The 13,175-nt window shown below is 40.3% G+C and carries 16 protein-coding genes and 6 pseudogenes; 21 read left to right on the forward strand and 1 reads right to left on the reverse strand.

The features are described 5' to 3' along the window. From D8B20_RS02780 to D8B20_RS02815, 8 genes and pseudogenes are all read left to right on the forward strand, one after another. The gene (locus D8B20_RS02780; protein ID WP_145886919.1) at nucleotides 1–357 is read left to right on the forward strand and encodes a hypothetical protein; all 357 of its coding nucleotides are present in this window, start codon (nucleotides 1–3) and stop codon (nucleotides 355–357) included. Nucleotides 358–732: 375 nt separating this feature from the next. Continuing rightward, nucleotides 733–1,218 (forward strand): hypothetical protein, encoded by a 486-nt coding sequence (locus D8B20_RS02785; RefSeq protein ID WP_261388054.1) that lies wholly within the window; start codon nucleotides 733–735, stop codon nucleotides 1,216–1,218. Between the two features lie 140 nt (nucleotides 1,219–1,358). Then, nucleotides 1,359–1,844: pseudogene (locus D8B20_RS02790) on the forward strand (RHS repeat-associated core domain-containing protein); the annotation flags it as partial. A 195-nt stretch (nucleotides 1,845–2,039) separates the two neighbouring features. Continuing rightward, nucleotides 2,040–2,210 (forward strand): annotated as a pseudogene (locus tag D8B20_RS21995) (hypothetical protein); the annotation flags it as partial. A 115-nt stretch (nucleotides 2,211–2,325) separates the two neighbouring features. Continuing rightward, nucleotides 2,326–3,446, forward strand: a protein-coding gene (locus tag D8B20_RS02800) for an IS3 family transposase (protein ID WP_145886803.1) whose coding sequence is annotated in 2 segments (ribosomal slippage) — nucleotides 2,326–2,584 and nucleotides 2,584–3,446 — 1,122 coding nt in all. Because the reading frame shifts where the segments join, the coding sequence is not laid out codon by codon here. Nucleotides 3,447–3,526: 80 nt separating this feature from the next. Next, a complete protein-coding gene (locus D8B20_RS22000; RefSeq protein WP_370664125.1) occupies nucleotides 3,527–3,820 on the forward strand; it encodes an Imm50 family immunity protein in 294 nt (97 codons plus the stop codon). Between the two features lie 229 nt (nucleotides 3,821–4,049). Next, a pseudogene (locus D8B20_RS02810) lies at nucleotides 4,050–4,613 on the forward strand (RHS repeat-associated core domain-containing protein); the annotation flags it as partial. Between the two features lie 10 nt (nucleotides 4,614–4,623). Beyond that, entirely contained in the window at nucleotides 4,624–4,974 is a 351-nt protein-coding gene (locus D8B20_RS02815) for a hypothetical protein (RefSeq protein ID WP_145886923.1), read from the forward strand. Nucleotides 4,975–5,017: 43 nt separating this feature from the next. Here the strand turns inward: D8B20_RS02815 and D8B20_RS02820 are convergent, their stop codons facing one another. Further along, nucleotides 5,018–5,233: a SymE family type I addiction module toxin gene (locus D8B20_RS02820; protein WP_145886925.1), complete on the reverse strand. Its 216-nt coding sequence runs from the start codon at nucleotides 5,231–5,233 to the stop codon at nucleotides 5,018–5,020. 220 nt (nucleotides 5,234–5,453) lie between these two features. Between D8B20_RS02820 and D8B20_RS02825 the strand changes: the two genes are divergently transcribed. From D8B20_RS02825 to D8B20_RS02890, 13 genes and pseudogenes are all read left to right on the forward strand, one after another. Continuing rightward, the gene (locus tag D8B20_RS02825) at nucleotides 5,454–5,693 is read left to right on the forward strand and encodes a hypothetical protein (RefSeq protein ID WP_261388055.1); all 240 of its coding nucleotides are present in this window, start codon (nucleotides 5,454–5,456) and stop codon (nucleotides 5,691–5,693) included. 308 nt (nucleotides 5,694–6,001) lie between these two features. Then, a pseudogene (locus tag D8B20_RS22005) lies at nucleotides 6,002–6,088 on the forward strand (RHS repeat-associated core domain-containing protein); the annotation flags it as partial. Further along, complete coding sequence (locus tag D8B20_RS22010; RefSeq protein WP_370664126.1) at nucleotides 6,074–6,340, forward strand: toxin C-terminal domain-containing protein; 267 nt, start codon at nucleotides 6,074–6,076, stop codon at nucleotides 6,338–6,340. The pseudogene D8B20_RS22005 and the gene D8B20_RS22010, both read left to right, overlap by 15 nt. After that, the gene (locus D8B20_RS02835; protein ID WP_145886927.1) at nucleotides 6,325–6,774 is read left to right on the forward strand and encodes a hypothetical protein; all 450 of its coding nucleotides are present in this window, start codon (nucleotides 6,325–6,327) and stop codon (nucleotides 6,772–6,774) included. Before D8B20_RS22010 ends, D8B20_RS02835 begins: the two co-directional genes overlap by 16 nt. 299 nt (nucleotides 6,775–7,073) lie before the next feature. After that, nucleotides 7,074–7,682, forward strand: coding sequence for a DUF3885 domain-containing protein (locus D8B20_RS02840; protein WP_261388056.1), 609 nt, complete (start codon nucleotides 7,074–7,076; stop codon nucleotides 7,680–7,682). Nucleotides 7,683–7,884: 202 nt separating this feature from the next. Continuing rightward, nucleotides 7,885–8,196, forward strand: coding sequence for a hypothetical protein (locus tag D8B20_RS02845; RefSeq protein WP_145886929.1), 312 nt, complete (start codon nucleotides 7,885–7,887; stop codon nucleotides 8,194–8,196). Between the two features lie 54 nt (nucleotides 8,197–8,250). Then, nucleotides 8,251–8,421, forward strand: a pseudogene (locus D8B20_RS22015) (RHS repeat-associated core domain-containing protein); the annotation flags it as partial. A gap of 326 nt (nucleotides 8,422–8,747) precedes the next feature. Continuing rightward, nucleotides 8,748–9,044, forward strand: coding sequence for a hypothetical protein (locus tag D8B20_RS02855; protein ID WP_145886931.1), 297 nt, complete (start codon nucleotides 8,748–8,750; stop codon nucleotides 9,042–9,044). A 569-nt stretch (nucleotides 9,045–9,613) separates the two neighbouring features. After that, nucleotides 9,614–10,048 (forward strand): type IV secretion protein Rhs, encoded by a 435-nt coding sequence (locus tag D8B20_RS02865; RefSeq protein WP_261388057.1) that lies wholly within the window; start codon nucleotides 9,614–9,616, stop codon nucleotides 10,046–10,048. Between the two features lie 306 nt (nucleotides 10,049–10,354). Then, a pseudogene (locus D8B20_RS22020) lies at nucleotides 10,355–10,534 on the forward strand (RHS repeat-associated core domain-containing protein); the annotation flags it as partial. Nucleotides 10,535–10,833: 299 nt separating this feature from the next. Then, nucleotides 10,834–11,427, forward strand: coding sequence for a hypothetical protein (locus D8B20_RS02875; RefSeq protein WP_145886935.1), 594 nt, complete (start codon nucleotides 10,834–10,836; stop codon nucleotides 11,425–11,427). A gap of 158 nt (nucleotides 11,428–11,585) precedes the next feature. Then, complete coding sequence (locus D8B20_RS02880) at nucleotides 11,586–11,768, forward strand: RHS repeat-associated core domain-containing protein (RefSeq protein ID WP_261388084.1); 183 nt, start codon at nucleotides 11,586–11,588, stop codon at nucleotides 11,766–11,768. A gap of 299 nt (nucleotides 11,769–12,067) precedes the next feature. After that, nucleotides 12,068–12,826, forward strand: a complete 759-nt coding sequence (locus tag D8B20_RS02890; RefSeq protein WP_261388058.1) for an ankyrin repeat domain-containing protein — start codon at nucleotides 12,068–12,070, stop codon at nucleotides 12,824–12,826. Nucleotides 12,827–13,175: the final 349 nt, after the last annotated feature.

The following is a 13,175-nucleotide window of genomic DNA, read 5'->3' on the forward strand; positions in this document are numbered from 1 at the left end:
ATGGAACAGCTTCTAATTGAAAAAGAACTACCAGCGGGATTTTATTATCCTGATGAATTCAAAAGAATAGTATCACAAGGCTTACTGGATTTTGATCCGTGGCTCATTCTTCAGGGCGAGAGGCTGAGAATTCGCTTTAATGGAATAAAAAGCCGTTATCCATCACGTGAATTAATACCTTTTGCAAGAAGAGAGGATAACGATGATGTTGCTTGTTGGGAAGTGAATAAGCCAGGCAAGGTTATCATTATTCATGACTTCGCCAAAGAAGGTTATGAAAATGTCCAGGAAATTGACAGCTTCTGGGACTGGTTAAGAAGCGCTCTTGAAGCTACGATTGAATACGATGGAGAGTAAAGTTTAAAAAGCCGAAAGCGATCTGATCCTTCCGGCTTTTTACCGTCAGCTGCTGACCTAGGCCTGCAACGTTTTAATCTGCTGCCGGGTTTGTCTGGCGTCCCGCTTCTGCTGGACAAAGCGGGCCACTTCCTCGTGCAAACTGGCCACGCTTCGATCTTCGGGTATCATCAGCAGACAGCCGTCTTTAAAAGTTCATTGTGAAACTTGGCTGGCTAATTAAATTAAGATTGGAAACAGGCTATGAATATAGATACTGGCTATGTATTTCCCTTACGCCGGGTCTCTAAAAACAGAGCCAGCAACGTTTCTCTACCGTCTTTCGGTAAGCCATTGGATAGCGCTAATTTGCGGATGTATTAACACGAGCGCGTGATGAGTATTTTGCCTTTGACCCGGCGCATACTAACGATCACCATATTTACTATGATAAATAAACTTGAAGAAAAAATACTATTGCGTAGAGCAAGTAGTTTTGCTGAGAATCTAAAGGGTATCGAATCCTTCACAGTTTCATTGTTAGAGGAAAATGATTTTTCATGGCATAAAAAAGAATTAGAAATAGCCAGGGCTATCGACATAAAAAATAAAGGTCTTTATTTTCAACAGCCTGTAGAAGAAAGTAAAGTGATTGCTTCTGTGCTTCGCGTTATGAAATTAGATAAATGCCTTTCTTGTTGTCTGATCTTTGAAGGCTTGTGCGGTGTATTTGTCAGAGTTAATGATTTGCAGTCTTTTCTACAAAGCATATTTAAGTTAAGTGGAACGTATGATTTATCATTAGTGTTCGAATCGCCAGATGGGATAATTAATATAAGTGATGATGAATATGAGGTTGAAGTTTATCATAAACTAAAATAGTTGCTGATAGTTGCTTTGTTAATTTTAAGTGTGTTTTATATCATAGCCAAGCACGAGCTTAATAAAACTAAGCTATAACAAAAAATGTGTTATGTAAATTTTCTGGTGTTATTAGGTCGTAATTATATATGCGATGCTTAGGTATCACGCGCTTCATCAGGGAAATCAATCGCCTGCTAAGTGAGGTGGGAGGCTCGCGCTAGCGTATCTGGGTTTATGAGGATGACAGCTTTACACTGCTGAAGCCGATAAGTCTGCAGCAGGGCGAGACGGAGCATGAAGCTCAGGTTCACTGGTATCACAATGACGTTGCAGGCATGCCGCGTGAGCTGACCGGTGCGGATGGTAGTGTAGCGTGGCGGGCAGAGTATCGGGCATGGGGCAACACGGTACGGGTAGAGCATGCGCAGACGCGCCATGCTGAGCCGGTACACCAGCCGCTGCGCTATCAGGGCCAGTACTACGATGCAGAAACGGGTTTGCACTATAACCGTTTCCGCTACTATGATCCGGATGCGGGACGATTCATCAGTCAGGATCCGATAGGGCTGGCGGGTGGGCTGAATCTTTATCAGTATGCGCCGAACCCCATTGGATGGATTGATCCATTAGGGTTGAGTAAGTGTAAACCAGAACAAAAAGATGGAAAATATCCCTCGCGAAATGCAGCTTTCAGAGCAGCGAAAAGGGATGCTGGGATTCCTATGAGTCAAGCGCCAACAAAAGTTGAAAAGGTAAACTTAACGGATAGAGATGGTCATAATATACTTGGTAAAGATTATCAGCCTATAAAAACAAGAGAATATACATTTAACAGATATGGGAAAGATGATGTGGTTATTCAGGATCACTGGCCTGGACATACCTATGGTCCCGAAGGAACTCCTGGTAACCAGGGCCACATATTAATATTCGACCTATCAACGATACTCGTAATGGCAAAGTTTCAGGTACCCTCGAACATTACCCTTTTTAGGAAAAATCATGACTAACTGGATAGAGTTTCTTGTCAACTCACAGCCCATAAAAGCCATATTGACCTGCTCCCCGTTGATTAATACACCGTGATGTTAGTAATGTCTTCATAAGTCACATGAGGACGTCCCCATGAAGAAGCGATTTTCCGACGAACAGATCATCAGTATTCTCCGCGAGGCAGAAGCCGGGGTTTCGGCCCGGGAACTCTGCCGCAAGCATGCTATTTCAGACGCCACCTTCTACACCTGGCGCAAGAAGTTTGGCGGCATGGAAGTCCCCGAAGTGAAGCGGCTCAAGTCGCTTGAAGAGGAGAATGCCCGCCTCAAGAAGCTGCTCGCTGAAGCCATGCTGGATAAGGAGGCGCTTCAGGTGGCTCTGGGCCGAAAGTTCTGACGACAGACCAGAAGCGGGAAGCCGTGGAAGTCATGTGTGAGGCCGCAGGTCTGTCGCAACGTCGTGCCTGCAGGCTGGCAGGCTTGCCCCTGTCGACCTGCCGTTATTCGGCTCAGCGTCCGGCTGCTGACGCGTTGCTGTCCCTACGCATTACAGAGCTGGCACTTGAACGCCGCCGCTTTGGCTACCGGCGCATCTGGCAGTTACTGCGCCGGGAAGGCCTTCACGTCAACCACAAGCGGGTATACCGCATCTATCATCTCAACGGCCTGGGTGTAAAGCGCAGGCGACGCCGCAAGGGGCTGGCGACTGAGCGGCTTCCGCTTCTTCGTCCGGATGCGCCGAACCTGACATGGTCAATGGATTTTGTCATGGATGCTCTTGCCAGCGGCCGCCGGGTTAAGTGTCTGACCTGCGTGGATGATTTCACGAAGGAGTGTCTGACGATCACCACGGCATTCGGGATTACAGGCGTTCAGGTGACACGCATTCTGGACAGCATTGCGCTGTTTCGTGGCTATCCTGCAACGATAAGAACTGATCAGGGTCCGGAGTTTACCTGCCGTGCGCTGGATCAATGGGCCTTTGAACATGGTGTTGAGTTGCGCTTAATCCAGCCAGGCAAGCCAACGCAGAACGGATTTATTGAGAGCTTCAATGGCCGCTTCCGGGATGAATGTCTGAATGAACACTGGTTCAGCGATATTCTTCATGCCCGGGAAATCATTAATGACTGGCGGCAGGATTATAACGAGTGTCGACCACATTCATCTCTGGATTACCAGACGCCAGCTGAATTTGCAGCAGGCTGGCGAGACGGGAAATATGAAGAAAAACCAACCGACATTACTAACTGAAGGTTGTATCTAATCCTGGGGGCAGGTCAATATATGGGGATTGTACCCCTTCATTAAATAATGTTGATGTTCATAGCGTTATTTTTAAAAGGGATGGCCCGACGGTATCTATTAAACTAAACTTAAATGAATATCCAACAAAGCCACCAAAAAAATGGGAAGTCCAAAAATTTAACACTGTTCAGATTGTTCTTTCCTTTTTAGGGGTGAAGTCAATAAATATGTCTGGCTGGGTTTATACGAATTACTCTATGAATCTGGTGGTTTCCAGAAAAAACGAATTGATATCATTAAGTGCAAAAAAAGATGATTTTGAAATAAATCTGGAATCTGGTTTCGTAGATATAGATTCAATATCAGCTTATTTAAAATAATAGCATTTATATAGGTTGGGTAACAATTATCTATATTGAGTGATGATTATATCGAACGCGAGATGGGAGATGTGAAATAAAGCCAGAAGCGATCCGCGCTACCCTTCCGGCTTTATTTTAGCGGCTGGTCTTAGCCAGCAAAACCAGGGCCTGCTGCCGGACCTGGTCCATTTCCCGCAGTCACTGCTCCAGGTGAGGGTGGAGCATGCAGACACGCCATGCTGAGTTGGTGTACCAGCCGCTGTGCTATCAGGGCCAGTACTACGATGCAGAAACGGGTATGCACTATAACCGTTTCCGCTACTATGATCCGGATGCGGGACGGTTCATCAGTCAGGACCCGATAGGGTTGGCGGGTGGGCTGAATCTTTATCATTATGCGCCGAACCCGCTGAACTGGATCGACCCACTGGGGTTGAGAAAATGTGATCCTGAAAAATGGGATGTAAGTTCTCATCAAAGTAATAAAAATGCTGTTAAAGGTAAAAATCCTGGACTGGACTCTCATCATATTGGTCAGAAGAATATTATGAAAGATCTGGTTGAAGGATATAATTCTGCGACAGCTCCAGCCATATTAGTTTCTCGAGTGGGCCACACCGTATCTAAAGAAGGATTAGGCATTGTATCCAGAAGTAAAATAAATCCCAAGACTGGATTACCATTTGCAAATGCCAGAGATGTCGTAGCGAGGGATATAAGGAAGTTAAGAAGGGTGTATCCTGAGATACCAAATAGTAAACTTCAGGAACTTATCAAATTGAACAAGTCTATGTATCCTGAATTAAGATAAAGAGGCATGTATGAATCTTGACGAACAAGTAGTTAATGCTATCTTCAAAGAGTTGTTTGAAGATAACTCAGAGCGTTATAGGCAGTCTCTCAGCAAACCAGTAAATAATGATACTGATACCTATGGTAAAGCAAGAAATGCTCTGGCTAATCTAAGTCAGGCAGAAAAGGAATGTATATTTAAATTTATAGATCTCGCGATCGCCGATAGTGCTTCGGTCATATTAAGTACTCTGGATGGTTCCAATTACCCTGATAATATTGATGGTGATTTTATTGTGACCTATAAAGATGATGAAATACAAGGAAGTCTGCAAGATATATTTATAGAAAAAGCTGAAAGTAAAGGTATATATAATTAAAAAAAGCCGGAAGCGATCTTAACGATCCTTCCGGCTTTTCTCTTTAGCTGCCAGTTGTCAGGGTCAGGCAGCACTGTTTAACCGTCACCGTTACCTTCTGACTAACCCTGTACCCCGCCTCTCGCAGCCATCTACCGGACAGGTTCAGCGTCGGAGAGCTGGTATCGCCGCGCTGCGGCCGGTATCCCACAAGGTACTGCCGTTCTGTCTTTGCCGCTTTATCTGCGGCGGTGCCTGACTTAGAATGCCTCTCAGCCATAAACAACTTCTTCAAGTTGGTGATGGTGCGTACCTCATGCTCATATTGAAACAGTTCCAGCTTCCAGTGTTTCTAATGGGAATTATCGTCCGCGAGAGGTGACGGGCAGGCATACTGCCACTGATGGGGTTTCTGACCGAGGAAAGAAGCCGAATCATAACGCTGATGTTCACATTCCAATGTCTCCAGGACGATCCCCATATAATTAATGTGAGGTTTTATGAATATCCGAAATCAATATAATGAAGCCTTAAATAAATTAGATGTTGATGTTAGTGATGGTTTGAGAGATCTAATAAAAATATATTGTATGGCTATTAATTCTTTTGAAAATGATATCGTTGACTCGATTGCTTTATATGTCATTGATATGGGAAATAAAGGCACTTGCCGATATCTACAAGAAATATTATCAGAGAATAAAGATCCTTATTTAGTAAAAATTTTAATGTATGGATAAAAGAAATTAAGTAAAATATTAAAATAAAAGTCAGTTACGAAATTAAACCTTCCCATTGACTCCTCGCCCGGTATCAAAACCGGCCTCTTTCAGCCATTTGGCGATGATTTTTGTCACCGGCGTGGTGCTGTGTTTTGAAAAAATATTTTTGTATTTAACCTGCTGATTAGATAGTAAAATAAACTTCGCGAAAATAAATTGTCTTTATCAGGGTGTGGCGGTAGTGTATGAGCTATGACGTGATGGTTTTAGTAATTTATATACGAAACTGACAGTACGATCCGGACTTCGATTAGATTGCGCAACCTAACCCGATAGGGCTGGCGGGTGGGCTGAATCTTTATCAGTATGCGCCGAACCTGTTGGCATGGATTGATCCGTTGGGCCTGGCAAGAAAATGTGGGCACGCCGAACAAACATCTGAGCTTGGTTATTCAAAAATCAATGAGAGATGCCATGGGCAGCCCGTATTCGTTAATAAAAAAGCACCAAATAAACTTAGATATATTACACCTGACGTTGAGCAGCATAATGGCGGTTTTTGGAAAGCTGTATATAGCGTGAAAAATCCAGTAAGTTGTAGGACAAGAACGGGAATATTTGATATGAATCTGAATAGGATTAATGATTTATGCATACTTCATTAAGAATAACAAAATATCATGGTTATGATGTTGAAGGTAATCTGACCTCGTCGGAAAATGAATGGACTAGTTATTTTGATGTGGGGAGCAAGGTTAGTCTGGAGGATTATATATTAGTGGAGGATGAATACATTAACTTTGTCATTTCATTATGTTCTTTATTAAGTGTTGAGAAGTTTACTGTATCCGAATTGGAAATCTTTGATGAGGCAGGGCTTCTTAAATTCCCTGAGGCAGTAGCGATAAACGAGTTGCCGTTATTAATAAGAAATGTATTAAGAGAGAAAATATGGTGCAAACTTCTCTCTGATGATCTGGAAGTACACTTTGGCTATGATTTTTATATGTACGTTGTTTGCCCTTTATCATGTAATTTTATAAAATCAAAAATAAGGTCAAATCTTAATGTTGAGGCTTTCCAGTCTCCATATCCTTAAATCCAACACGATTTATATGAGTAGATAGTGTTCTTTACATATAGTTAAATGTAATGGGTAACAGATTTTTTATTTTAAAGATTTTCACTTTCAAGCTTGCTGCAATTCACCTGGAGCCTCGTGCCCGTCTTCACATCCTGTAGATTTATTTGGAGTAAAAAGTGGGAATAATAAGAATCATCATACAAATGAAATCTGGAGTAAAAGCAATACATCGCATAGTGATAAACAAGGCGAATGGAAAGTATGTATAGGTAAATCGGAACCTAAGCCCAGGCATAAAATAACAATAGGTATGAATGATGGAAAAATCATTAAAATCGATAAGTAGCTTATCACTGAAGGAAATCAATTTCTCGGGATTTAGATTGTCTGAAGGTTGGGTTGGTTTTTTTGAAAAAAAAGATTCCTTTTCATACCCTCTGATTGACGAGGCTGTTTCTTTATTTGAAGGGTTTTTTGGTAAAGAAGATGAAGGTGTTATTGTTATTACAGCTCTTTCATTTAATGATGATAGAGAGGATGATAAAGAAACGATAAATAATTATCAGGGTTTATATGAGGAGATGAAAAATAAAAAATTACTTTCGCCAATAACTGAAGAGTTTGAATATTATCTCTATGGTGATTCTTGTCTGCCAGCTTTGTCCCTCAGCCTTAGTAATAAAAGATATGACTTCATAAATCTTTCAAAATTGATGATGTGTCATGCAGGCGTTGTTGGTCAGGTTTGTTTTTATATTAATCTGGATTTAAATGTGGCTATTTATCCACACGATGATATCGGATTCGGATGCATTGCTCTTAATAAAGAAGATAGAGTAAGTAAAGAGTTTCTGAATTATTGCGCGAAAAGCGAATCGTTTAATGTTTTTATAGATGGCGATAATGGATTGGTTAGGTTATAAAAGAGATTTATTAGCAGTTTTGACTTGGTTAGCCAGAAAGTCATTAGTAATTAAAGGTGAATATACATAATAACTGTCATCATTTATTAGCTAAGCTATTATGATTTATGTGAACGGGTTAAATATATAGGTGCAGGTGGCCGTTAACTGTTGAAGATTATTTTAAGTTTAATAATCACACGACTAACCAAAGGAAATAATAATGTCAAATACTAAAGAAAAGATTTATCTAACAGAAGAGGAGGCAATAAGTATATATAAGGAAGTTGATTATATTTTAATATCATTAAATAACATAGCACATTATTACTATAACGAACCCACAATTACTGAGGAGAAGCGAAGAGCATATGAGCGAGAAACCACTAATTTTATTGATGACAATAAAATTACTAAATTGTTAACGAAAATTAGAGGAGTGATCGGAGGTAAATTTGACCGTAAACCTGGAGATGATGATATGGACGATTTAGAGAGAGCTACCGAAAATACTAAATATTGGGAGGAGCCATAATATAAAAAATTAGCTTAAATTTTTAAATAAACTATTTTGTGATATGACGTATGGGGCCGGAACTACGATGCAGAAACGGATTTGCACTATAACCGTTTCCGCTACTAAGATTCGGATGCGGGGCTCTTCATCAGTCAGGACCCGATAGGGCTAAATTACGGCTTAAACCTTGACCAGTACGCACCGAACCCACTGAACTGGATCGACCCCCTGAGGTTGCATCGAAAATTCTATGATGAAAATGAACCTAACTGGACTCCTCACGGTTATAAGCATGTGATACCTAAAAATTCAACCTGAAAAGATGTTATTAAATCGACAAGGTCAGGCCCAGCAAAATATAAACCTGGGACTGATATAGAATCACTTGAAAGATCAGTTTATAAAAATGGTGAGTCGGTCAGTAATGGAAAGCCCAGGAAAGTGAAAGACAGGGGGGAAGTTATTGGAGCCAGCGAGGGCAAAGAAAGGCGGTGGTTAAGGGGTGAAGAAAGTGGGGGAACAATTCATGGGCACCCTATATCTCAAAATGAATTTATGAGGCTTATAAAATGATTAATATGGATTTCACTACTAAGGGCGGAATTGTGACATTAGATGATTTTCATATTGATGAAAAACAACCATTGGAGAATTTCTTAGAAGTCTTAAAAAAAGATATGCTCCAGGTTGAGTTTCCAGGTGGGTTTCTTTTAGACATTGGATGGAGGCCATCATTTAATATTCAGGGAGGGTTTTATGTTTCCCTGATTAAGGATTATGATTGGGGAGCACCAATGTTTAGTGATTCAGCAAGTAATATCGAATTGCTTAAATTGAAAATATCTGAGGCTATTAATTTATTGTGATAATTGGCGTGTAACTAATTAAGAAGATCATTGCTTTACATCTTATATTGGCGTTTTTTTCTGATTTATTTTTATTTATGTGTGTGAAAAATAATATGCTATTTTATAACCAAATAAATAAAAGTTTTGTTAGCTACCAGAGAAGCTTCCACTGGAATCAAAAAATTAGCCGTATCCCGCACTAAGATTTGATAGGGCTAAACGGCGGGTTAACCTTTACCAGTACGCACTGAATCCGCTGAACTGGATCGACCCGCTGGGGTTGACTAAGTATAAGGATAGTTTGAGCACGCCAGAAACAAAGCACTAAAGTGGCTTGAAGAAAGAGGCTTCAAGGCTGAAAAAGTTAACACAGGGAAATTTGGATTTACCAGAGGCAAGCCTGTAGGAATGACGACCGCAGATGGTAAAACCGGATTCAGAATAGAATATGATGAGCGTAGTGGCGCTCATATAAATGTATTCAGCGGTAAAGAAAAAGGTGAGCATTGTCTGTTTGAAGCTACGGAGTCATCGGTGAAAAGACTGCAGAGATTATTTGATTTTCCATCAAAATTATGGAGAGTAAAGTGACTTTAGAGCAGCATGTGTTATCAGACATGGATGGCTTTTCTCCAAAGCCAATAATTATCAATGAATGGGAGCCTGTCGCGGATATTCTTTCTGAAGCTTTTCAGTGGAAAGGTTCAAAAATCGATTGGAACTCTTTATTAAAACATGCTTATCGGCCAATTAAATTTGATTCTATAAAGGTTAACTTTGATGTTAAAGAGTTCATAAAAGATAGTGGCTTATATGACTTCTTAAACAAAAAGGATAAAATTTACTATATCAATGATTCCTCACTTGATTTTGCGGTTTCTCTGGATCCGAAGATTTTCCTTGAGTTTGTGATTTATGTGATCCAAAATGTTCCTCAGCATCACTATTTTTTTGACGAAAAAGCAAAGTGGTGTTTAGTTATTACTTCTGAAGGTTATATTGATTTCGGTGTCAGAAATTAGTTGTTGCAGCCATTAATTGTGATGAGAGCCTGTAATTATTTATAAAAAGCCACTGGTTAAAGGTTAGACTCTATGGCTTTACATCATTCAATGATCTAAAGTTTATTATCTTACGCTAATGCTGGATCGGTAATTCTACTTTTGACGCATCCTTGATAGCCAGATAAATAGTTTTTTTCACTGAGTTATCTATAGATAACACCTTGCCTTTCTTTATACCTTCCTGGAACATGCTGCTTTGTTATTTGATAGCGTGAGTCGTATTGATAGCTTTGCGTAAGTCCGGCGGATAATTGATCAACATTTTATCAGGTTCAATATTACGATGCGGAAGCAGATTTGTACTATAACCGGTTCCGCTACTGTGATCCGGATGCGGTGCGGTTTATCAGTCAGGACCCGGTAGGGCTGGCGGGAGGGCTGAATCTTTATCAATATGCGCCGAACCCGCTCAGTTGGATTGAGCCATTGGGGTTGAGTAAATGTAAGGTTATCGAAGCAAAGAATCGACCCGAGGCTATAAACCTGGCTAGACAACATTCTCAAGTCCCAGGGAGTTCAAGAGGCGGAAAAGATATTCATATTGATGAACTGAATGCAACCAGCCAGTTTAAGAATTGGTGAATGATGAAATCTAAAGGTGCTACAAAGCTGGGTCGAGAATACAGGTATGGTTCAAATAAATGGTTCGAACATCCAGATGCGGGTTTACCTAATATACCGAAATATCATGATTCAGGTCATGTGCATTCAGTGAACTCTAAGGGTGAAAAGGTTATATTTACATGGTGAAGAGTGAAAGGGTAATGAAATTCCCAGTACCAGACTGGAAAAGGTTGTTTTCGAAGGAGTTTGATAAAATTACAACCTGTTTCTGCTATCAATATGATATTGATGAGAGTTTTTATGGGCCTTATGGTTTTGACTCCTCTATCGCTAAGAACATCATTAATGATTTCATAAGCGATTTTGTTTTTTATGATGTTGTTGAAAGAAAGTTAACTAACGTTGATAACGTTTATAGGAATGGATTGTATATTTCCTCAGATGGAAACTCCTTAGGTAACGAAATTGAAATTTATTCAATGGCAGTTAAGAAAAATGAATTAAGGAAGGGAAGGGGGTTAAATGAAATTGAGGTTGAAAAAAAACCTATATTGTTAAGTGTGGATAGTGAATGTAAAATACCAAATGAAGTCATTGTTCACTTGATAAATGATGATATTCCTTTTTTTATTGTGAATGATTACATGCCTGAAGCCGGTAAAAGTATAATGATTTTTTCAGAGGAAATGGTTAAGCGGTTTTTGGATGTTGTGAGAAAATATAATGTTGATATTTGTGCGATTGATAATATAGATTTGATGAAGTCATGGTGAGAAATTTAATTTGAAACTGTTATTTTTATTAAGCTACTGATGGGTTTTCCTGGCAATACTAAGCAGAATCGCTACAACGTAAGCCGCGCAATCGGGGACTGAATACGGCGTGTTATTACGACCGGTTCCGTTACTATGGCCCGGATGCGGATCGGTTCATCAGTCAGAACCCGATAGGATTAAGAGGCGGGACAAACCTGTATGCCTATGCACCTAACCCGTTCAACTGGATCGATCTGTTAGGGCTGAGTAAATGTTCAGCAGATAAAACACCAAAAACACGAAATTCAGCCAGAAAACAATTGAGAAGTCGCGGTATAAATAAGCAAATCACACTTTAGCGACAACGGCAAAAAATCTGGAGACGTTGGCCACCTATGATTTTGCCGAAAACAGCTACGCCAGCGGCGGCGGCGTTTGCGGGAGCAAAGTTGAAAGGAGTCTATGGTGGTCTTGCTGGTGCAGTATCCTGCTGTGCTCTAGTTGCACTTACGCCCTCATCTGTAGGTACACATCATGATATGGATGGCGGCAAAGGTGATCCAATAGCAAGACATGGCATGGAACAAGTAATACCGTGTATAGAAAATGAAAAGTAAGAGGATAGGGAATTTTATCTGCTATTTAACGGGAGTGTAAAATGTTACACGTGATTGTGAATCACAGAGTGAAAATTTCTTTTATTTTGTTGATGATATTATTAGCGACCTTTGGATGTGGCGCAATGAAAAATCAATCTGCTGAAAATTTCTTTTCTGGTAGGCAATTGTCCCTTGCTCAGGTAATTGAACGTGGTAACGAAACGGAAGCTAAAAAGCTTGCAACGCAAACCGATCTAAATAAACCCGGAAAGCAAGGTATGACATTGTTATTTTTTGCTTTGCAAAATAGCTATGAGAAAGATAGAAAGCAACTGGCGATTGTTTCAGCTCTGGTCAGAGCCGGAGCGAATCCGTTGCAACAAATTCCTGAGATTGGTAGCGCAGCAGAAGTGTCAGTAAAATCAGATGATCCTGTTTTTGTTGCTGCTTTAATTGAAGGGGGGATGAGTCCGAATGCAGAAGTAGAGGACACGCCTGTTATTTTTGGTGCTGCTTCTGAACATAGCTTAAAGGTCATGAGCTATCTTGTTAAAAAGGGTGCAGACGTCAATAAAAAAGACTCGCTTGGTCAAACCGTACTGATTGAATCTTTATCAGGCTTTCAACTGGATAGTGTAATCTGGTTACTGGAGCATGGCGCAGATGCGCGAATCACAACGGAGAATGGTTGGGGTTTTAATAATATGCTCGCTAAAATTATAGAACGCCAGTCAAACGCAAGTAATGCTGAAAAGTTAGAAAACATTAAAAATCTGGCTATCAAAAAAGGTATGAAATGGCCTCCAACTGACTATTGAATATTTAACGCCGGTGAAAGGGATAAAAGGGGGAGGAGTGAAATTAATCACTGTGGTTTCTATGGTGGTCATGTTATCTTCATGTGACTGCCCAGCAGTCAGATGATTATCACCCTGAAGAATTTTTATGCAGAACAATCTGAATTGGCTATCCTGATAAGGAATCAGTCTCTCGATGATATTAAGAAAAATGCATTCTCTACTGTTCTTAATGATCCCTGAAGAGTAAGAATGACACTTCTGTTGCATCTCTTCCTATGCAGTGAACAATAAAACTGTCATCACATAGCAGACTACTGGTGTGTTGATATGAGCTGGAAATAATCCATTATTTAATATTTCTAAGTAC

Source organism: Candidatus Pantoea soli (assembly GCF_007833795.1).
Classification (GTDB): Bacteria; Pseudomonadota; Gammaproteobacteria; order Enterobacterales; family Enterobacteriaceae; genus Pantoea; species Pantoea soli.